The 21,245-nt window shown below is 41.8% G+C and carries 23 protein-coding genes; 16 read left to right on the forward strand and 7 right to left on the reverse strand.

Annotated features, from left to right (window positions below; translation table 11 throughout):
• Positions 1–12 precede the first annotated feature (12 nt).
• From MKX63_RS04820 to MKX63_RS04825, 3 genes are all read left to right on the forward strand, one after another.
• On the forward strand, positions 13–402 hold the full coding sequence (locus MKX63_RS04820) for a hypothetical protein (RefSeq protein ID WP_341015612.1): 390 nt from the start codon (positions 13–15) through the stop codon (positions 400–402).
• Entirely contained in the window at positions 327–689 is a 363-nt protein-coding gene (locus MKX63_RS32535; protein WP_445323476.1) for a hypothetical protein, read from the forward strand. Before MKX63_RS04820 ends, MKX63_RS32535 begins: the two co-directional genes overlap by 76 nt.
• 877 nt (positions 690–1,566) lie before the next feature.
• On the forward strand, positions 1,567–3,591 hold the full coding sequence (locus tag MKX63_RS04825; RefSeq protein WP_341015615.1) for a tetratricopeptide repeat protein: 2,025 nt from the start codon (positions 1,567–1,569) through the stop codon (positions 3,589–3,591).
• Positions 3,592–3,926: 335 nt separating this feature from the next.
• On the opposite strand, the gene MKX63_RS04830 is transcribed toward MKX63_RS04825, so the two are convergent.
• A complete protein-coding gene (locus tag MKX63_RS04830; RefSeq protein ID WP_341015617.1) occupies positions 3,927–4,313 on the reverse strand; it encodes a hypothetical protein in 387 nt (128 codons plus the stop codon).
• A 145-nt stretch (positions 4,314–4,458) separates the two neighbouring features.
• Between MKX63_RS04830 and MKX63_RS04835 the strand changes: the two genes are divergently transcribed.
• On the forward strand, positions 4,459–4,794 hold the full coding sequence (locus MKX63_RS04835; protein WP_341018518.1) for a helix-turn-helix domain-containing protein: 336 nt from the start codon (positions 4,459–4,461) through the stop codon (positions 4,792–4,794).
• Between the two features lie 138 nt (positions 4,795–4,932).
• Here MKX63_RS04835 and MKX63_RS04840 read toward each other — a convergent pair whose 3' ends face one another.
• From MKX63_RS04840 to MKX63_RS04850, 3 genes are all read right to left on the reverse strand, one after another.
• Positions 4,933–5,283: a MerR family DNA-binding transcriptional regulator gene (locus tag MKX63_RS04840; RefSeq protein ID WP_341015619.1), complete on the reverse strand. Its 351-nt coding sequence runs from the start codon at positions 5,281–5,283 to the stop codon at positions 4,933–4,935.
• Positions 5,284–5,298: 15 nt separating this feature from the next.
• Positions 5,299–6,027, reverse strand: a complete 729-nt coding sequence (locus tag MKX63_RS04845) for an SDR family oxidoreductase (RefSeq protein WP_341015620.1) — start codon at positions 6,025–6,027, stop codon at positions 5,299–5,301.
• A gap of 111 nt (positions 6,028–6,138) precedes the next feature.
• Entirely contained in the window at positions 6,139–6,981 is an 843-nt protein-coding gene (locus tag MKX63_RS04850; protein WP_341015621.1) for a sialate O-acetylesterase, read from the reverse strand.
• A gap of 121 nt (positions 6,982–7,102) precedes the next feature.
• On the opposite strand from MKX63_RS04850, the gene MKX63_RS04855 reads away from it, so the two are divergent.
• The gene (locus MKX63_RS04855) at positions 7,103–7,567 is read left to right on the forward strand and encodes a VOC family protein (RefSeq protein ID WP_341015622.1); all 465 of its coding nucleotides are present in this window, start codon (positions 7,103–7,105) and stop codon (positions 7,565–7,567) included.
• A 66-nt stretch (positions 7,568–7,633) separates the two neighbouring features.
• Here MKX63_RS04855 and MKX63_RS04860 read toward each other — a convergent pair whose 3' ends face one another.
• On the reverse strand, positions 7,634–7,894 hold the full coding sequence (locus tag MKX63_RS04860; protein ID WP_341015623.1) for a TetR-like C-terminal domain-containing protein: 261 nt from the start codon (positions 7,892–7,894) through the stop codon (positions 7,634–7,636).
• Entirely contained in the window at positions 7,894–8,226 is a 333-nt protein-coding gene (locus MKX63_RS04865; protein WP_341015626.1) for a TetR/AcrR family transcriptional regulator, read from the reverse strand. The genes MKX63_RS04860 and MKX63_RS04865 overlap by 1 nt, the downstream gene beginning before the upstream one ends.
• Before the next feature lie 196 nt (positions 8,227–8,422).
• On the opposite strand from MKX63_RS04865, the gene MKX63_RS04870 reads away from it, so the two are divergent.
• The 9 genes from MKX63_RS04870 (at position 8,423) to MKX63_RS04910 (ending at position 18,831) form a co-directional block, all read left to right on the forward strand.
• Entirely contained in the window at positions 8,423–9,082 is a 660-nt protein-coding gene (locus tag MKX63_RS04870; protein ID WP_341015627.1) for an SDR family NAD(P)-dependent oxidoreductase, read from the forward strand.
• 2 nt (positions 9,083–9,084) lie between these two features.
• A complete protein-coding gene (locus MKX63_RS04875) occupies positions 9,085–9,729 on the forward strand; it encodes an NAD(P)-dependent oxidoreductase (RefSeq protein WP_341015629.1) in 645 nt (214 codons plus the stop codon).
• Positions 9,730–9,752: 23 nt separating this feature from the next.
• Entirely contained in the window at positions 9,753–10,385 is a 633-nt protein-coding gene (locus MKX63_RS04880; RefSeq protein WP_341015631.1) for a DsbA family oxidoreductase, read from the forward strand.
• 166 nt (positions 10,386–10,551) lie between these two features.
• Positions 10,552–12,795 (forward strand): U32 family peptidase, encoded by a 2,244-nt coding sequence (locus MKX63_RS04885; protein WP_341015632.1) that lies wholly within the window; start codon positions 10,552–10,554, stop codon positions 12,793–12,795.
• Positions 12,796–12,809: 14 nt separating this feature from the next.
• Positions 12,810–13,493 carry a response regulator transcription factor gene (locus MKX63_RS04890; protein WP_341015633.1) on the forward strand — a complete coding sequence of 228 codons (684 nt, stop codon included), beginning with the start codon at positions 12,810–12,812 and terminating at the stop codon, positions 13,491–13,493.
• Positions 13,494–14,495, forward strand: coding sequence for a sensor histidine kinase (locus tag MKX63_RS04895; RefSeq protein ID WP_341015634.1), 1,002 nt, complete (start codon positions 13,494–13,496; stop codon positions 14,493–14,495).
• Between the two features lie 101 nt (positions 14,496–14,596).
• A complete protein-coding gene (locus tag MKX63_RS04900; protein WP_341015635.1) occupies positions 14,597–15,535 on the forward strand; it encodes a VanZ family protein in 939 nt (312 codons plus the stop codon).
• A gap of 24 nt (positions 15,536–15,559) precedes the next feature.
• Positions 15,560–16,243 carry an ABC transporter ATP-binding protein gene (locus MKX63_RS04905; RefSeq protein ID WP_341015636.1) on the forward strand — a complete coding sequence of 228 codons (684 nt, stop codon included), beginning with the start codon at positions 15,560–15,562 and terminating at the stop codon, positions 16,241–16,243.
• Positions 16,240–18,831, forward strand: a complete 2,592-nt coding sequence (locus MKX63_RS04910; protein WP_341015637.1) for an FtsX-like permease family protein — start codon at positions 16,240–16,242, stop codon at positions 18,829–18,831. Before MKX63_RS04905 ends, MKX63_RS04910 begins: the two co-directional genes overlap by 4 nt.
• A gap of 49 nt (positions 18,832–18,880) precedes the next feature.
• Here MKX63_RS04910 and MKX63_RS04915 read toward each other — a convergent pair whose 3' ends face one another.
• Positions 18,881–19,276, reverse strand: coding sequence for a MerR family transcriptional regulator (locus MKX63_RS04915; RefSeq protein WP_341015638.1), 396 nt, complete (start codon positions 19,274–19,276; stop codon positions 18,881–18,883).
• Positions 19,277–19,464: 188 nt separating this feature from the next.
• On the opposite strand from MKX63_RS04915, the gene MKX63_RS04920 reads away from it, so the two are divergent.
• Together MKX63_RS04920 and MKX63_RS04925 are read left to right on the forward strand one after the other, a co-directional pair.
• Positions 19,465–20,409 carry an MBL fold metallo-hydrolase gene (locus tag MKX63_RS04920; RefSeq protein ID WP_341015639.1) on the forward strand — a complete coding sequence of 315 codons (945 nt, stop codon included), beginning with the start codon at positions 19,465–19,467 and terminating at the stop codon, positions 20,407–20,409.
• On the forward strand, positions 20,390–21,226 hold the full coding sequence (locus MKX63_RS04925) for an APH(3') family aminoglycoside O-phosphotransferase (protein WP_341015641.1): 837 nt from the start codon (positions 20,390–20,392) through the stop codon (positions 21,224–21,226). The genes MKX63_RS04920 and MKX63_RS04925 overlap by 20 nt, the downstream gene beginning before the upstream one ends.
• The last annotated feature ends 19 nt before the right edge of the window (positions 21,227–21,245 follow it).

Below are 21,245 nucleotides of genomic sequence, written 5' to 3' on the forward strand. Positions count from 1 at the left end.
AGGGGGATTTAGATGGACCTTGAATCGGTATTAAAAACTGGAATAGAAGCATATGATGAAAATAGTCATAAGTTTAAACAATTTCTAAATGCAGTTAGGGACTTTTTTCAACTTGAGCCCCCCTTCAATAATGCAGCTACCTCTGTTATACACTCAGTAAAATATAGATTAAAAGATCCAGATCATCTTGCTGACAAGATTAAAAGGAAATGGGAGAAGGGCGAACTTGTAACAAAAGATAATATATTCGAAAAAATCACAGATTTAGCAGGTATACGAATTTTACATCTATATCAAGATCAATTTCCAACTATACACAAAAAATATTGGAGAAAGTTAGTTCTAAAGACTGGTATTTTGCAGAAACTCCCAAGGCGTATACTTGGGATCCTGAATCAGTAACCTTTTTTAAGGGTTTTGATATAGATTGCCAACAAAAAGAAAGTTATTATACTAGTGTCCACTATTTAGTTAAGCCAAAAGAGGAGAGCAACATCATTTGTGAAATACAAGTCAGAACTTTATTTGAGGAAATATGGGGAGAAATTGATCATACAATAAATTATCCTCATCCGACAACAAGTGTTTCCTGTAGAGAACAAATAAGAGTACTTTCTAAATTAGTATCTACTGGGACAAGGTTGGCAGATTCAATATTTAGAAGTTACAATGAACATGGAAATGAATAATTCAACTTAACATGATATTATCTGAAATACGCCAATATTCATGGGGTATATGAGGCGTCTTTCAAATAATATTGGAGAAGAGTTAAAGGGAAACGATAGGAGCAGGACATAAGCTAATGCATGATGACCGCTCTTGTTTACGTGCACTTGTTTTCAAGGCCAAAGCGTGGCCTTGACCTAACCATTCTGAGGCGTATCTCCATGCAAGGAGAGAACAGTCTCTTTTTGCGTTGTTTATTATTGCTTAACTAACGTTGTTCAACTGATTTCATAACTCAATTTGCTGAGATAGGAGTATCTAAAGGAACGAAGAGTTATTACAACGAATCTTGGCTTTCCGTAAAAATCTGAATTTGGAGCAATTTCACAATCTAAATGATTTGTATTGAAATTTTGGAGTGCTGCAGATTTTCCAGTGGAAGCTTTGGAGGTAGAGGTTCAATTCAAGAAGGAGCAGATCGCCTATAAGCTATCAGATGTACTGGCTTACGCAATGTTCTTTTCCCAGTCATTAGATCTCAATATTAAATGAAGTTATCCACGCTAAGCTGAAGAATAATGAAGCCAAGTATACGGGTAAAATTCCATATGATAAGAAGGATAAATATACGTATCTATAGGGATAATTGACCTGATCATTTATAGTAGCAGTGTTCTGACTTTTTGGAGAATGATAGAAAATAACCATTGCAGGGAATGTGGTGAATCCATCCTATCAGTCATGGTCTTATCAGCAGTAGTAAGAGGGATATAATGAAGTATTCATTCCTACACGCATACTGACATATAAATGGATGCAATAGCCTGATCCGCCCCAAGCTATTAACAAGTTAGCGGATGCACATAGTTTCGAGATCTCGTTTTCTAGGAGGTAAGTATGGATAATCCTTCATATTTTAGCCCTCAATTGGCCGGAGGCGCGTATGGTTCCCTAGGGTACAATTACCAAGACTTATGCGCGTTATTTTGCCTATTTGAAAGTTTAAACCGAGGTGTATTTATAAAGAGCTTAGGAATTGAAATGATTAATGACTTCTCATTGCATCTGGAAGATACAATTATAGCTGCTCAAGTAAAAAAGAATGGACTAAAGTTAGCTGACATTAAACAACTGTTCCAGCATTCCTACAAGGCCCCTCATCATAAGCTTTCTATAGTGACTACGCATTATTATGAAGATGCCGAGCAATTAATCCGAAAACGAGATTTCTTTCAGAATGCTATCAATTCTGATTTGGGTTCGGATTTAAAAAAAAGATTCACTACCGACTTTAAGGTGGAACTCAAAAAAAGTAACATGGAAGAGTGGGAAGATACCTTTTTATCAAGTGATTTTAAAGTGGTTTCCGAACACAGTGCTGATTCAATGGTTTTTTTCAGCTTATGGACATGGTGTGAAAAGAATAAGAAACAAATTAACATCCCAGACTGCTTAAACCATCTTAAAGTATTAATGCAGCAATTAAGAGTTCATAGAAATCAAATCACCTTGGATGAGTTAATTAGGGTAATGGACACATACTCTATGAAAGATAATGAAATTAAAGCTGGTAAAAATATTTCAGGCGATACGGAGTTTTTTGAACCATCCAGCATTCTGTCCATATTGGGAGAAACAAAGGAAGATGTATTGAAACCTATAAAAGAGCAACTATTGGTGGCTAATGAGCATATCGAGAAAGAACAATTTCAAGATGCGTTGGATATCTACTCAGCACTTGCAATGATTTATCATAAGGATAATATTTTCTTTCAATGTGCTTTATTACATGAAATGTTGCATGATTATTCTAACTCAATAGGTTATTGCGATCGTATTTTAGTTAATAATCCTTTATATTATGAAGCTCACATGGTAAAGGGAGAATGTTTAGCCCAACTAGAAAAATATTCAAATGCTATAGTTGAGTTTGAATTGGCTTTGACTTGCAAAGAAACGCCGGAAGCAAACTATAACCTCGGTTATAGCCATATGAGGAATAACTCCAATTCCGAGGCTATAATGTCCTATAAAAAGTGCCTAGAACTTGATGATAGCTTTAGCTCTGCACATTTAAATATAAGTGTATGTTATTTGCATAGTATGGTTTTAAAAGAGTCTTTATATCATGTAAATCGTGCAATAGAATTGGAACCAGAAATGTATAAAGCATATGGTCATAAGGGTGAATTGTATAGATTTTTACATATGTATGAGGATGCAATTTACTATTTTCAACAATGTTTATTACGAGATGAGCTTAACTATCAATCACTGATTGGTTGTGCCATAAGTTATGCAGAGCAAAGGAAAGTTTTGGAATCCCAAATCTATTTCTCATTATTCTTTAATGAGCATAAAAACAGCTTCTTCCCCACAGAAAGTCCCATAGGCACTAAAGTAGGTCTGGTAGATATGGGATGGAAGCAAACAAGATTTATAACAGTAGAATACGTTGATATTAATAATCTGCATGTTCATATAGCAGGTACGATACTAAGTATTCCATTACAAAAATCAAAAAGTTTTATTTTTGTTGGCGTTGCTGAGCTTCGTTCAGAGGGTGGATCAATATTATATCCTCATGTAGGAAAGCTATTTTCAGATCCACAGGAATTTCGCCAAGTTGTGGAAGCCATAAAAAAATGTTCTGCCTTATTTAAGTGGTTTGATAAGCCCAAATACATAGATTTTGAGAATAATGTAAAGGTGAATTTAAGTGAAATGGAATCTTATGTTTTAATAGAAATGATTTTTAATAATAGTTACACTATTATTGGGATGACAGATGGAAAAAATGGTGGTCTTGAGGCGTTCTTTGATTACTATGAGAGATATGGGCAATTTCGAATTCATCTTGAATGTGATACTGAAAGCTTTATAATTGATTGTCTTAAAGAAGTGGAAATTACATGGTTTTGAAGATAGAGTCAATGTTTTATACTGAGAGTTCTAAACTATAGATTCTTAAGTACCAAATGTTTTTGGTGAATTTAAAGCAATAAACCAAAAGGAATTATCCGAGCTGCCGTAAGACCAAGGCTATCTAGGCGTAACAAATAAATATCTTTAATAAAGAAATTTGTCGCTGTAACTAGCATGCACAACTTGCGACTTCAGCCATGGCGCTGAACCGTATCATAAGTAGTAAGCGGAAAGTTAGGGTCAGACATATAGCGGGTCTGACTCTTCTTGATTATGGAAAGTAATTCACATCAGTGCAAAAAGGTAATTTCCTCGCTATCATGGCCTCCTCTCTACATCCCCACCCTCCAACACAACTCCTCCAAAACCTGGCCCGCCCGTCTCATCACTCTCTTCATATCCTCGTCCGTTATCATCTCCAACTCCTTCCCTTCTCCATTAACGAGATAATTCAGTTCACCCACAAACACCACAATCTCAAGCCCAGGGTGATAGTCGGTATGTATCAGGAGTAAGAGATCATTTAATGATATCTCTGAGCCGAACTCTGTCTTATGCTCATAAATGTATAACGCACGAATCATGGAGATGAGGGCTGAATGACAGAGAAAGAACGCAGTCTTGTATTGCTTGTGATTTCTCATAATATCAGCTAACTTCATCTGAAATTGAGCAAGCTTTGTATACTCATTGATTTTCTCTTGCAAGCTTCTTCCCATAGAGAAAGCCTCCTATAATATTCTTTTGGAAAAGTATCACACCTATTATAATACTTATAGGTATTATAATAAATAATAATATCTATTAATTGGTGTTTACCTTAAGGAAACTTGTCTACACTTTGGACATGGAGAGGTGAATACGGTGATGGATAAGGAAATATTGAAGCAGGTGGGAGCCCGGATTCGTGCTCTGCGGAAAGAGCGGGGCCTGTCGCAGGAGGCACTTGGGGAGATTGGCGGGTTTCATTTTTCATACATAGGGCAGATTGAACGTGGGGAGAAGAACGTTTCTTTATTGAATTTACATAAGATTGCAGAATCGCTTGAGGTGAATATCCTTCAGTTGTTTGCGTACCAGGGAGAGGAGTTTATGGTTACCGCAGCAGAGCGTGATATTCAGGATATGGTAGTCATGCTCCGGGAGGTCAATGAGGAGAAGGTACGTGTGGCTAAAAATGTACTGAAGGAATTATTATAAAGAATCATTATGAAGCAAGCCTATCTATTCATAGTATAAACAACAGTGGCGGCCTTCCAGGCCGCCCTCTTTTTCGCCGATAGACCCGTTAAGCTGAATCGTATCAAAAGTAAGCCTGGATTATGGCAATTGCCTTTTCTATCTAAGAGTAGGAGTAAATTCCGTATCGTTAAAATCCGGATCCTGTATGATTTCATGATAGTGATCTAATTTATATTCGATGATCTTCTGAACCTCCATTAATCTAGAGATTTCATTTTGGATCTTTTGCTTATGCATTTCTAGCATAGACATTTTTTCAGGAATGGTATCGTTACCGTGGCTTGAAAGCTCCCGATATCGCTTCATTTCTTCTATCGTCATTCCCGTGGCCTTCAGTCTGGTTAAAAATAGGATACCCAGCAAGCCGATTTTCTCATAGTATCGGATCGTATCTTTCGTTAAACCTGTTACGTGCGCAGCTTGTTCGATGGAGTTAATCGCGATCATCTCCTTATTCTTTGGTTACCATGGAACTTCGCCATTGTCGTCAAAGAAGCCTCCTGTTGGCCCATCCTCGGGAAGTGTCGCAAGGCGTGCTACAATTTCGGAGGCTTGCTGGACCGATCGGTAACCGGTATGACGATTGAGATCGGTGGCCGTATAACCAGGATCAGCAGCATTGATCTTAAGGGAAGTATCCTTGAATTCTTTGGCGAGCATAACGGTTAAAGCATTAACGGCTGTTTTGGAGCTATTATAGGCCAGTAAATTAAAACGGGACCATTCCGATTTGGGGTCGTTATTTATAGTTAGTGAACCCAGGCCACTCGAAAGGTTGACGATTCTGCCGTTTGGCCGTTCTCTTAATAAGGGAAGCAAGGTTCTCGTCACTGCAAACATGCCGAAGAAGTTGGTCTCAAAGGTTTCCTTCAATACAGACATCTCCAGTTGACTGGGGGAGACGCCCCCGTCCTTGGATATTCCAGCATTATTAATCAGAACGTTCAGCGATCCAAACTCCTCTTTAATGCTCTTGAACGCAGCATCAAGCGTCTGTTGGTTGGTTACATCCAGCGGAAGATGTCGGGCACTCACACCCGCTTTGTTTAAGCTTGCTGCCGCTTCTCTTCCTTTCTCGCCGTCTCGCGCACCAAGCAGGATCGTAAAGCCCATGGCTCCCAATTGTCTTGCCGTTTCGTAACCAATGCCTTTGTTTGCCCCTGTAATTAAGACTGTCTTTACACGTTCCATATGGACCCCTCTTTTCACATTAGAATGAGTTGGCTTTCTTAACACAACTGATTCTATAAGTTGGAGCATACTTCAAGTCAACTGATCAGTAGACCCGTTAAGCTAACGGGATCAAGGCTGCATAACCTTCACCATCTGCGCCTCGAATTCCGCGTAAGAGATTTTACCCAAAGCCAAATCCATGCTATGAAGGTAGATCTGTTCTGTTTTCGAATAGTTGCGCTCCATTTTCAGCGATTGCCCTTCCCCCGGAAGGGGATCTAGGACATGACACTTGTTCGAAAAAGCTTCGAAATAGCGGTAGCCGAATTTGCGTTGCGAGACTGCGTTTATATGAATGCCATCAGGATTCGCGGTCAACTCTGTTGCCGTTACGAAATAACAATTTGCCTGTTCGTCAGCGAAGCGCTGCAATTGTTCATTGACCTGTCTATACTCTGTCGCTTGCTGTCCAAAACCCGTCTTCCCAAGGAAATCACCAAGTCCGCCAATGATGAGCGGCACCTCATGAAGATTCAATTCGTTTCTTAGGGTCTCGATGATATAGGTTAATTTGTCGTAATACGTTTTATGCAGCGATTGATAACTGTCGCTCTCACCCTGATGCCACAGGATTCCGCAGATCTGACTGGACCGCAAGGCGAAGCGGGCTTCGGACAAAGCATGCTGAAAAAGGATGCCCTCGGGATGCCAGTCCTTCAAAGAGCTGCCACCTTCTGCACAAGGAATCAAACCAATTTCTTCATCCGAATGGGCATTTGACCAGGCATCGGCGAAAGATGCCGCCAGGCTTACACCGGAAACCGGACGGTCATAATTAATCGGCTCTGTCATCATCTGCCACTGTCCATTACGCAGCATTTTTATTTTGTCATTATATATAGGGTCGGCTTCATGCAAGAATCCACGGCCTGCCATATTAGATTGACCCAACATTAAAAATGATTTTATCATTTAATCTTCACTCCTTTACCTAACGATTATAGTCTAGTTGACTTTAGCATGAAACGGTGACATACAGCTGTCACCTCTTATGAACTATACTACGTTTATAACAAGAGGGAGGTTATGTTTTATGTCAGCTATTGCATATTTAAACTTTGATGGAAATACAGAACAAGTGATTGAATTTTATTCGGAGGCTTTAAGCGCAACTGAAGTCAAAAAAGTAAGATTTGGGGATATCCCGCAAGATCCAAACTACCCAATGCCAGAAAATGAGTTAAATATGATCATGGAGTCTTCCATCGAATTCGCAGGCGGGAAAATTATGATGTCCGACATTTTGCCTTCCATGAAGGCGGTGACGGGCGAGCTGGTGAAAGGGAATAATATTCTGATCAGTCTAGTCATCGAGGATAAGCAAAAACTGGAGCAATACTTTAATGGTTTGTCCCTTGGTGGGCAAGTCACCATGCCGTTAACCAATTATCCGTGGTCTTCGTGCTTTGGAACGCTAATTGATAAATTCGGTGTGAATTGGAAGTTTAATAGCGACGCTGATCAATTTCTTGATAACGTACTATCGAACAAACAATAACTTAATCTAGGAGATGGTCTTCCAACCGAAGGCCATTTTTTATATACCGACATCAAATTTTTTCACTTAATCATTGATTGGAATACCTGCGGCTTTGAAATGTCCTTGAGTCAGAATTTTACCAAATTGAGAAGCGAGTTCCTTTGGGGTATAGGAAAAATCATTTTTAACCCACCACACCACAATACCCATAAAAGTAGATGCGATATATTGGAGTAATAATTCCTTTGAAATCTTCAATGGAGCATCATCCAAGCCATCCTCCACTGTGTTTTTTATAATTTCCTCCATTTTTGACTGAAAACCATAAATTCTATTCTCATCCACTAACAATGCTTTGTAAAAGGGATATTGTCCTGGATTTTCTCCAGGATGGTTTGCATTAGTTGTTCAAGCATAGAACCGCTTAACGGAGTTTTGCTGCTTGAGCATTGCTTGAGTGTACTCTTTAGTTCTTCGATTAATTCGTCCATAGATGCATTTAACAAATCGGGTTTGTTCTGATAATGAAGGTAAAAGGTATTCCGGTTAATCATCGCTTTATCGGCAATATCTTGAATCGTAATTCCTTCGTATCCCTTTTCCGTAAGAAGCTCTATAAACGCTTTTTTGATCGAATGTTTGGAGCGAATGATACGCAAATCAGTTTTTTTATTCATTAGGACTCATTCCCTTAAATTTTTTGTTAGATATACGACATTTGAGCTGAAATTGCATGTTATCTCTCAAAATCAGAAATATTAAATATTGAATGCTGACCTTATATTAATCATAATAAACACAAGATAAATATACAACACATTGACCATTATTTATCTTATTGACCATTAATTTAAATTGAAAGGGAGATATGAAATGAAAACTATAGCTATTGTTGGTGCAGGAGCAGGTTTAGGAATGTCCATTGCGAAGAAATTCGGACAAAACGGCTTTCGCGTAGCTCTTATTGCCCGAAATGGAGATAAGCTGAACCAGCTGATTAGTGAATTAGAACAATTGGGAATTGAAGCCGCTCCATTTCAAGCGGATATATTAAATAAAGAAGAAATCGAGGGGGCCTTCGCCGCAATTAAAGAGAAATACGGATTTATTGATGTTCTTGAATACAGTCCAACGCCGAGCTTCAATACCGTAGCGCCAACATTAGAGGTAACCGAAGAAAATGCGTTATACCAATTTCAATTTAATGTTTTAGGTGCGCTATCGAGTGTTCGGCAAGTGCTGCCGGAAATGCTGGCTAAGCAAAGCGGTGCCTTATTATTTACTACTGGAGGCGCTGCAATCCACCCGGTACCGATGATGGGCAATGTTGGAATTGCAGTATCAGGGCTTCGTAATTATATCTTTAATTTGAACAGCGAATTAGCGGACAAAGGTGTGTATGCGGGTCACCTTTCGATCGGAATCTGGATGCAGCCGAACTCAGGAGTTCAAGACAAAATCGCTGATATTTGGTACGACATGTATACCAAGAGAGACAGAGTAGAAGAATTTATAACTGAGGATCGCGTGTGAATATGAATATCACCATTTTTGGTGCAAGTGGTGCAATCGGGCAGCTGCTGACACAATTAGCTCTAGATCACGGAGATTTCGTTACGGCATATGTTAGAAATCCCCACAAAATTAGCCTCAAACATCCCAATTTGAGCTTTGTACAAGGGGAGCTTTCGAATGCTTCAACCATTGAAGAGGCTGTTGCTAAATCAGATGTCGTAATCAGCACACTAGGCCCGGCATCCGATATGTCACGAAAGCTTAAAGGGACGCCGATTGCGGAGGGACACGAACTGATGATTAGGGCTATGAAGAAACATAACAAAACAAGGTTAATTACACTTGCGACGCCGGCTTTGCAATCGGGTGACGATAAGAAAAACCTTTCGACGATACTTCCAGGTGTAATGGCCAAAGTTTTCCTTCCAAACGGTTATGCAGAGATGAAGAAAATGGAAGGAATCATTAAACCATCGAACCTGGATTGGACAGTTGTCCGAATTATTAACCCCAATATTAAATACAAAGGACAATCTTATGACTATTCATTTGGTGATAAACCGGCAAAATTATCGGTTTCCAGAGAAAATGTTGCTAAAATCATGTACGCTGCCACCCGCGACAACCAATTGATTAGAAAAATGCCTATCGTCTATAACAAATAAGCTCAAAAAAAGGAGGCTTCGAAATGAAAATCGAGATATGGTCGGATTATGCTTGTCCATTCTGTTATATTGGTAAACGGCGGTTAGAATCTGCACTGGAGCAATTCGCTCATCAGAATGAAGTGGTGATTGAATATAGAAGCTTTGAGCTTAATCCGCAAGCATCCTTGTACTCAGGAAAAAATATACATCAAGTCCTTTCGGAGAAGCATGGTATGAGTATAGAGCAAGCAAAAGAAACAAATGCTAAGCTTGGACAACAAGCGGCGAAGATGGATCTGGTGTATAAATTAGACGAAATGAAGCCCACCAATACGTTTGATGCTCATCGTCTTACCCAATATGCCAAATCGGTTGGTAAAGACAAGGAATTATCCGAGAAGCTGTTCTATTCCTATTACACGGAAGGCAAGCTGATTAGCGATTATGCTACATTAGCAGATATTGCAGAATCCGTTGGAATGAACAGGGAAGAATCAATGTCCGTTCTCCAGGATTCATCCAAATATGCCAACGAAGTGCGTTCAGATGAAGCTACAGCCAAACAGTTAGGAATAACAGGAGCCCCTTTCTTTGTCATTGACAGAAAATATGCAGTTTCTGGCGCACAACCCGTTGAGACATTCTTAAGCGCCCTTAACCAGGCAGCTCAATAAATAAGCCCGCAAGAATCATGCACAAGCCACTCGCTTGTGCTTTTTGCCGTAGCTTAAGGTGTAGTTCTTATTTTATGATCAATGGTGCTAAGTTTGAGTAGTTGTTGTGTCTGTACTACAGGGATTAGGGCTATAGTGTTAAAGAAGCAGGAGGTAAGGATCATTTATGACTGAATTATTAGCGCCAGCAGGCAATATGGAAGCTTTGAAAGCTGCAATCTCCAATGGTTGTGATGCGGTATACTTAGGCATGCAAAAATTTGGTGCACGCGCATACTCATCTAATTTTGACTTGGAAACGTTAAAAGAGGCTGTTACGTATGCACACCTGAGGGATGTTAAAATCTATGTTGCCATGAATACCATCGTGTTCGAAAACGAAGTGGAAGAGATGAAAGAGCAGATCCGCGGATTAAATGAAATCGGTGTGGATGGCATTATCGTCCAGGACCTGACGGCTTTCGATTATATCGTTAAAAACTTTCATGATATGGAAGCACATTGTTCCACTCAGATGGGAATAGACGATCTAGACGGAACTTTATTATTCAAAGAGCTTGGTGCGAAAAGAGTGGTTCTATCCCGTGAGGTTAAGATTGAAACAGTCAAAGAGATCAAAAGAGTAGCGGACATCCCTTTAGAAATTTTCGTTCACGGTGCTTTATGTGTATCTTATTCAGGAAACTGTCTAATGTCAGGATTAAGCGGCTTTCGGTGCGCAAATCGCGGAAGATGTGTGGGTTCCTGCCGTAAGGAATACGATCTGATGGATCAGACAACAGGTACATCTTTAGGCAATAGCTATATTTTATCCACTAAGGACTTGAACACCATCGATTACATTCATGATCTAAAAGAAATCGATTCTCTGAAAATAGAAGGCCGGATGAAAGTGCCTACGTATGTGGCTAATGTGGTATCCAAATATCGCATGGCCTTAGATCATAAAATCACCGAAGCAGACAAAGAAAATCTGAAAAAAACATTCAACCGGACCTTTACCAAAGGATATTTGTTCCACGAGGACCGGAGAAATATTACAAACATCGCAAGACCTAATCACTTTGGTTATGAGATTGGAACCATTAGCAGGATTGAGAAGGACAGGTATGAAATCACACTTACACGTACTTTGAATCAAAATGATACCATCCGGATAAATCATGACAATGAAGATGTTAATTTGACGGTTGCCAAGCTGTACAACAAAGACGGCGACTTAATCAACACAGCAGATGGTGTCTGCTATATCAAAGTCAAAGAAAAGATGTCTGCGGGAGATGTGGTCTATAAAACGAAGGATTATTTCTACAATAAAGAATTAGAAGCCTCACTGGAAAAAGAATTTAAGCGGTTTGACCTGGATCTTAGAGTATATGCATATCCAGATTCAAAGCTGTTCATAGAGGCGGAGGGCTTAGGCTTTAATTATTCCTATGAAAGTGAGGAAATACTAGGCGAAGCCATTACTAATCCAACCACCAAAGACCAGGTTATCAAGCAATTCTCCAGATTAAACGATACGATATTCGAACTCAATCAGGTCGATTATGAGGAAGGCAATGCGTTTATTCCAGCTAAACTGTTAAATGCAGCAAGAAGAGAGATTGTCCTGGGCTTATATGATTTAAAGCTTAACAGCCAGCAGAAAAGAACCAAGGCTGTAGAAGCCAAAGAAAAAATAAGCTTTGCCCCTGTACAACCATACCTCACGGCTTTTGTAACGACTAAGGAACAGTATGATGCTTGCGTGAGCTGTGGAATTACGGAAATTTATTTTGACAATGTGGTTAGAAGAAACCAGAATGATTATCAGGAACAAGAAGGGCAGCTGCTGATCGGAGGATATGGCGGAATTCATCACTACAGAGGAACCAATCCGTTCGTTACGGACTATTCTCTAAATGTTATTAATGCTACTAGCTGCTATGAACTATATAAATTAGGTGCCAAGCGGGTCACTTTATCTTATGAAATGAATAAGAGCCAGATTGAAGATTTAATGAATGCTTATGTTGAAGAAAATGACGGTTCTCCTGCGCTGGAAATGATTGTGTATGGCAGAGCTCCGTTGATGTTCACCAAATATTGTCCGATGAGAAAAATGAATCAATGCAAAGTATGCAGAACGAAGAGCTATGAGTTAAAAGATGAGCAAGGAACGTTCCCTATCCTATCCCATGAGGATTGTACAGCGACTATCCTTAATGGGAAGACGCTTAATCTGCTGGATGAGCTGCCAGACCTCAAAGGAATCGAGGCGCTCCGGTTAAACTTCACCGTTGAATCTAAAGAGCAGGTTGTAGAGGTCATTCGTATCGCCTCAGGCAAATTAAATGGCTCCATGCATCATGCTGTCTTTAATCCGGAAACGGATACGAGAGGACATTTCAATAAAGAGATTGTGTAAAGGATGACCTCCAGATGAAAATATTATTAGTTGAAGATGATAAGACGATCGCGTCGGGACTGGAATATTCGCTGCAGCAAGAGGGTTATCGGGCTGTTCTCTGCCATAATGCCGCTTCAGCCCGAAAGGTGCTCGCCGAAGACATCGATCAGTTCACTTTGTGCCTGTTCGATTTACAGCTTCCTGACGGAACTGGCTATGAATTATGCAAGATGGTGAAGGAACGGCGGGATATTCCGGTCATTTTCTTAACGGTGATTGATGATGAGGTCAATGTCGTGATGGGACTCGATATGGGAGCCGATGATTATATTACTAAGCCTTTTCGGGTTCGAGAGCTTCTCTCCAGGATCAAATCCGTCTTGCGGAGATACCAGAAGCTGTCCCACGCCGGAGCCGTCATCGACATTGACAATGTGCGCATCCATACGCTGGAAGGCAAAGTATATAAAAACGGTGCCGAAATTTCGCTAACCGCCTTGGAATACCGCTTATTGCTGATCTTTGGCAACCACGTTGGACAGGTCCTCACCAGGAATCAGCTCTTGGAGCAAATCTGGGACGTGGCCGGCGACTTCGTGAATGACAACACGTTAACGGTCTATATCAAAAGGCTAAGGGAAAAGCTGGAGGATCATCCGGAGCAGCCGGCTCTGATCAAAACGGTACGCGGTTTAGGCTATAAGGTTGGTGATTAGATGCTGCGTAATCGGGAAAATCTACTATTATTACTCGTCATGGGTTCGATCAGCTTATTGGCGATCGTCATTGCTGCTTTCATTTCGTCTGCCGCCGCTGCCCTGGTTATTATTGTATCCGTGCTGCTTACCGGCACAGCTGTAATATTCACAAAACGGAGGTATTACGAGCTAGAGAAGCTGTCCGTCTATTTGCGGGAGATTAGCAGCGGGCAGGCCTCCCTTGACCCTCGCGATAATCAAGAAGGTGAGCTTAGCATCTTAAAGAATGATATTTACAAGGTGACACGCATGCTCTCCGAGCATCGTTCGCTATTGCAGCAGGATAAGCTTCAACTGACCGATGCCATCTCCGATATTTCACATCAACTCAAAACACCGATCACCTCTATGACAGTCATGGCAGATCTGTTAAGCGCCCCTGATCTGCCTCCACTCAAAAGAACGGAGTTCACCCATCATATCCGCATTCAGCTTGAACGGATCGATTGGCTTGTTTCATCCTTATTAAAGCTGGCGAAAATGGATGCGGGAACGATCCCGTTCAAAAAAGATCGAATACACATAAAAACCCTAATCCAAAAGGCACTGGAGCCGGTTATGATTCCGATGGATATTAAGGGACAGACCGTTTCCATCACAGGGGATGACAACGTCTCTTTTAACGGCGATTTCCATTGGACTGCTGAAGCGGTTATCAATATTTTGAAGAATGGAGTGGAGCATACCCCTGAGGGAGGTGCGATTACCATCACTTTTTCCGGCAATGTGCTATTTACGGAAATCGTTATTGCTGACAACGGAGAGGGCATTCCGAAAGAGGATTTGCCTTATATATTCAAACGTTTTTATAAAGGAAAGAATGCTAATGAAGGAAGCATCGGTATAGGGCTTGCGATGGCTCACAGCATCATTGCAAGCCAGAACGGCGTGATTGATGTAACGAGCGACAGCGGGAAGGGTACAGAGTTTCGGATCAAATTTTATAAGCATGTGATTTAACAGCACTCCGTAAGTGACTGAACTGTCACCTCCATCGTCACTGTAAAGTCATTTTAGACAGATAAAATGATATTTATCAGATGAACGATGGAGGTACAACCATGCAAATGAAGCAGCAGCGCAAGATTACTTTTATGATCACGATAGGCTACACCCTGATTATTCTTTTTTTTATGTTTTTTGCTTTCGGCAGAGCGGATACTGTAGATCAATCCAGTCAGTACACCTTTATTTTTTTGCCGGACGATTTTTTTAGAGTGCCGGGTCTGTCCGATCTTCTACATCCGACCGTGATGGACTTGGTAGGTATTGGGAACATTGCAGCCTTCATACCTTTTGGCATACTGTTTCCGTTGTTATACCGCACCAGCTTTGTTCGCTTCATGACAGGGTTTATTCTGTCCATTCTTGTGCTGGAGACCATCCAGGCCCTAACATTCCTCGGCAGCTTTGACACGAACGACGTCATAACGAACGCAGTGGGCGCTGCTATTGGATTCGGGGGCTACAAGATTGGCTTCCGTACACAAAACTACTGGAGAAATATCACTGCTACGGCAATTGCCAGTGCTGTATTAATGCTCGGCGTGTGGGGGGTCTTCGGAGTAGTGGGTCAAGTGTTCACCAAAGAGTTGGCCCCTTTTGTAGCAATAAACGAATGGGAAGATAGTACCGGAAATCGAATAACAGGAACCCAAAAGGGCAGCCTTAAGATTGGCGGTCAAGACGTGACACCCGAGTATAATGTGTATGGCATCGAAGGTAAAAATATGGAAACCTATACCTATTCGCTAAGCAATAAGGGCGATCTGTATCTTAACTTGAATTATGGAATTCCTGATCATAAGGATTTTCAGGGCAGCCTTAAGGTTACCGTTGACGGGAATGAGCTCCTGTCTGTATCTGCAGAAGATCAGCTCCATGAGCCGGATAATAGGATTTTTTATCTCACCGGGGCTAATGAGCTTAAGATAACCATTGAGGGGAATGAAACCCTGTGGGATGTGGGATATAGAGAGATGGTCTATTCCTGGAATTGAGCCTCTAAGGAAGGAGGGATGGAAATGGAGATTTTAACCATTGAAAATTTGTCCAAAATATACGGCACGGGCGAATCGGCGGTGAAGGCGCTGGACAATGTTTCCTTTTCGGTCCAAAAAGGTGAATTCGTCGCAATTATCGGACCTTCCGGATCGGGGAAATCGACACTCCTTCATATGCTGGGCGGTGTAGATCGGCCGACTGGCGGGAAAGTGTATGTTCAGGATACGGATATGTATACCTTGGACGAAACGCAGCTGGCCATCTTCAGACGCAGGCAAATCGGGCTGATCTACCAGTTCTTCAATCTGATTCCCGTCCTGACGGTGGAAGAGAATATTACGCTGCCGCTCTTGCTGGATCAACAAAAGGTAGATCAAAAGCAATTGGCTGATCTTGTGAATACGCTGAATTTGCAGCATCGGTTAAACCATCTGCCGAATCAGCTATCCGGTGGACAGCAGCAGCGTGTCTCGATTGGCAGGGCGATCATCGGCAATCCTGCGATCATGCTGGCCGACGAACCCACCGGAAATCTGGACAGCAGGAATAGCAGCGAGATCATCGTTTTATTGAAAATGCTGAATAAGACCTATCATCAGACACTGATCGTAATCACGCATGATGAACGGATCGCCCTGCAAGCCGACAGAATCATTTCGATTGAAGATGGGAGGATTGCCAAAAACGAGGTGATCAGGCGATGAATATTGTCAATACATTAACCATCCGGCATCTGAAGCAGAACAAGAGAAGAACACTTATGACTATTTTTGGCGTAATTATTTCGGTATCCATGATGACCGCTGTCATTACGCTTATTTTTTCCTTTGCGGATTTAATGATCAGACAAACGGTCTCGGATACAGGGGAGTGGCATGTTCAGTATCAGGATATAACCAAGAAACAGCTTGCGGCGATAAAAGGCGATGATGCAACCAAAACGGTTGCCATCACAAGAGACCTTGGGTATGCCCCGTTAGAAGGAGGACAAAATCCCAATAAGCCGTACTTGTTCGTTAAGGAATATGATGTGCAAGGGTTCACACAATTTCAGATTGAAATAAGCAAAGGACGTCTTCCGCACACGGATAAGGAGGTTGTAATCTCCGAGTCTGTTGCAACAAATGGCAAAGTGAGGTACGAAATCGGCGATCGTCTAACGCTTCGCGTCGGCGACCGATTCGAACAAGGGGGCGATCATCCCCTGGATCAGACGGCACCGCTTCGCAGGAAAGACGGCACATTGACCGAGACATTACAGCATAGCGTAATTAGGGATTATACGGTGGTAGGTTTCATTAAACGTCCGGTGTCGGAAACGGCTTGGGCCCCGGCGTATACGATCATTAGCTATGTCGATGATCAAATCATCGGGGGGGATGACCGGGTTGATGCGTCGGTGGTCTTGCAGCAGGTCAGTCCGTTCTTGTTCGCACATGCGGAGAAGCTGGCTGAGAAAAACCAAATTAACACTGTCCAATATAATAATGATTTGCTTCATTATTATGGCTTGTCCAGCAGCGGAGCCTCATCCAGCATGATGTTCTCATTATCGGCAATCATTATTGGGATCATTATCATTGGTTCGGTTGGACTCATCTATAACGCCTTTGCGATATCCGTCTCGGAACGTTCCCGCTATTTAGGGATGCTCGCGAGCGTGGGGGCGACGAAAAGGCAGAAGCGAAATTCAGTATTTTTTGAAGGGATCGTCATTGGTTTGATCAGCGTTCCCATTGGCATCTTATGCGGTCTTGCCGGAATCGGAATCACCTTTTCGTTCCTGAACACAATGATTGAAGGGGCATTATGGACCAGTGAAAAGCTGAGGCTGATCGTCACGCCGTTATTGCTCTTGATGACTTGTCTTGTTTCGATGCTGACGATTTTCGTTTCGGTGTATCTCCCGGCGGTTAAAGCATCCAGGGTATCTCCCATGGATGCGATTCGCCAAACCACTGACGTAAAGCTTACGGCCAAAGCTGTGAAGACGCCCGAGATCATTCGTAAGCTCTTCGGAATTGAAGCAGAAATCGGGCTAAAAAACTTAAAAAGGAACAAACGAAGATATCATGTTATTCTTTTTTCGCTTGTCATCAGCATCGTTTTGTTTTTGACGATATCGTTTTTCACGGCTGGCCTGACACAATCTCTGGCATTGTCGCTGGAAGGCATCGATTACGATATTGAAGTGTCGTCCAGTAATGGCGAAAAACTAGATGACCGCTTGATACAATCGCTTGTATCTCTGGATGGCATCACGGAATACAACGTGAGTCATGAGTTAGTCAGGAACGCTTGGGTCGATGCAGCAAGCATCGCCGACGAGTTGCAGGAGAAGGTTAAGCAGGATAAGAGTATGCTGCAAGACGGGAAATACCCTTACGACATTAAGCTCTATGCACTGAATGATTCGAGCCTGCAAGCCTATGCCAGAGCGGTAGGCGCAGATTACGAACAGCTTACGGATCTGGATCATCCTGCCGCAATCGTGATGGATAGGATTCATTACAAGGATATAGATACGGGGAAATATATTCAGACGAAGTCCATATATGCGAATATCGGACAACCTATCGAGCTAACTAGTTTTTTTAAAGCGAGCGGGGAAGAAACGAAGACAAATCAAGTGATAATTGCTGCATTGACGGATAAGGCACCGATGGGGATGAGCCCGGTAGGCGTAGGCGGGTTAAATATGATCGTGTCGGAACGCGTCATGAAGCGGCTGGCAGACGGCGAGGAGCTGGCTAACGCTCCGATGTACCTCCATTTGAAAAGCACGGACCCGGTGAAAACGCAGCAGGAAATTGAAGCGATGAATGAGACCAATCTGAATGTCTACAATGTATATCAATCCAGAGTAAAAGAAGAACAACGGATTCTGCTGATGAACGTCTTTTCTTACGGTTTTATCGTATTAATCTCTGCGATTTCCGTTGCGAACATCTTTAATACGATCTCAACAGGGCTGGCTCTTCGCAAACGGGAATTTGCCATGCTGAAATCCGTAGGCGCGACGCCAAAGGGGTTTGCAAAAATGCTGAACTATGAGAGTGTTTTTTATGGGGTCAAGTCGCTCTTGTATGGGCTTCCTGTCAGTTTCGCCGTGATGGTTCTGATCTATAAAGCATTTGCGAACAAATTCAGCTATGGGTTCACCCTGCCCTGGATAAGCATTCTGTATGTCATTGTGTGTGTATTTGTCATTGTCAGCTCTGCGGTAGTTTATTCCGGAGCTAAAATAAAAAAGGAGAATATTATTGATGCATTAAAGCAAGAGAATATATGACTCACCCTCTTTTTAAACCAGGATGAAGCTCATATGTTTGTAGCTGTGTTTATTCCTTCGTAAGTCCTTGGTATAGGGTAAGTTTCTCTGCGGCGAGAGAAATCATGTAATCAATTTCTTGCCGCTTGGATTCCAGCACCATCAGATGCTGCTCAAGGATTTCAATCCGCTTTTTTAAAGTTGGACTATAAGTAGAAGGTTTCTCCCCTTGTTGAATTTTATCCATGACACAGCCCTCACGAGTAAATTCTGTAATCTCCTCAAGCGATAAACCCAATTTTTTAAGTTTATTTAGACATTGAATGTAGGAAACCTCGCTTTCTTGGTAGACACGAGCCCCTCCATTACTGCGCATGGGTTCATGTAGCACCCCGATTTTTTCATAATAACGGATTGTATAAGGAGTTAGTCCTGTTTGTTCTGACACTTGACTGATGGTGAGCATCGGATTTCTGTTCCTCCTTTATGAAAGCTGATATTGAAAGATATTATACAGCTTTTAGCTAGCTCAAAGCCAATGTGTACATTCGCCCCAGCCTTGTACTGAATAAACTCTTGACTTCCAGTTGACTCTAACTTGTAAGTTAACGTTACTCATTCGAATACAGGAACAAACACTAAAGGGGTGTCACAATGAACAACGAGTATTTCACGATTCAGCAAGCATCGGAGGGGGTCTGGGGGGCTATTTCGGTTCCCGGCAGCGGCTCTCTGGGGAATGCAGCCATTATTGATCTTGGGGATTTAACCGTGGTAGTGGATACCACTAATCTGCCGAATTCTGCTGCTTTGTTACGTCATACTGCTGAACAATTAACGAACAAACCGGTCAAATACGTAGTGAATACACATTTCCATGGAGATCATGTCAACGGCAATCAGGAATTTATGAACAGCGAATTGATATCTACTGTGTGGACAAGAGATTTGCTTGCTGATATGGGTGAAGTGAATATTGATGCCATGCAACAAAACATTCGTAAGTTAATAACTAGCCTACAGCATGAACGTTCACAGCCCAGAGATCCTCATATGCTCACTGAAATCGACTATGATCTTTCCGTGCAGCATGCGCTGTATGATACGATCCCTTCCCTTCGCAGGGTGGTCCCCACGATAACCTTTGACGACAAACTCGTGATTCGGGGAACAAAGCGAACCATTGAAGTGTTGTCTTACGGAGGCGGTCATTCTTTAAGTGATGCCGTGGTGTACGTTCCAGAGGAGCGAACCTTGATTGCAGGTGATCTGGTATCGGCTAAGACCATTCCGGTCATCCCCTACGGTAATCCGTACGCCTGGATACGCATCCTTAAACGCATGCAACAAGATCTCAAGATCGATACTGTCGTTCCGGGGCACGGAGATATCTCTAATTCAGATCGAATCACAGATGTCATACGTTTTTTGGAGAAAATGATCGCTTATGTTGCTGGAGCTGTAAAAAGCGGGCAATCAGAGTCTTACTGGCTGGAGCAAGGTGTATTAAAAGGGTATGAGGATTGGCATCTGCCCCAGTATTTCAGATGGAACTTTCGCTGGCTCTTTAACAGTATGCTTGTTCAAAACAACAGATGAGACAATCGGAAACTCTACAGTTCCTGTTTTGAACGAAAAAGGGTTACCCTTTGAATTCCTTGAGTTGGTTGGAGATGACGAGGCTTCATTGATTTGGGTGAATACAGCGAAGACCTATTATATTCAGGGTAAAAGTGGAGTAAATAAATATTTGAAAATCCAGGAAGCAGGACATGCTGAATCTTTAGAAAGACAAGCCCAAAGGTTATTGTGGTTATATAATAAGTTACCTGTTCCGGAGGTTATTGATTTCGGTATGATCGGGAATTATGAGTATTTATTAACACTTGAATTGCCAGGCGTTCAAGCTTCCGATAAGCAGTATTCTTCAAATACAGAAGAGATAATCTCTTTATTGGCACAAGGTCTTCGGAGAATTCATGCAGTTTCAATTGAAGATTGTCCTTTTGATCATTCATTTGAACAGCTGATGAGCACTATTCAGTACAAGTTGAGTAGAGGGATTAAATTTGATTCGACGGAGCTGCACAGAAAATTTGGTGAGGATAATGTTGAAAAGTTGCTGCTTGAAGTCAACAATTATTCTCGGGAACTCAAAGAAGATTTAGTATTCACACACGGTGATTACAGCTTGCCGAACATCATCATTGCTAATAATTCTATAAGTGGATTTATTGATCTGGGGAATTGCGGGATTGCGGACCGTTATTATGATTTGGCAGTAGCGGAGAAGAGCATTATCAGAAACTTCGGCGAGCAATGGGTCAAGTTATTTTTTTCATCCTATGGAGTATCAGAAATCGATTATGCAAAAATAAAATTCTACCAAGTTGTAGAGCATTTGGTTTGGACCTGATCAACAAGGTTATTCTCTA

Origin of the sequence: Paenibacillus sp. FSL R7-0179 (assembly GCF_038002265.1) — a bacterium.
In the GTDB taxonomy this organism is placed as follows: Bacteria; Bacillota; Bacilli; order Paenibacillales; family Paenibacillaceae; genus Paenibacillus_AQ.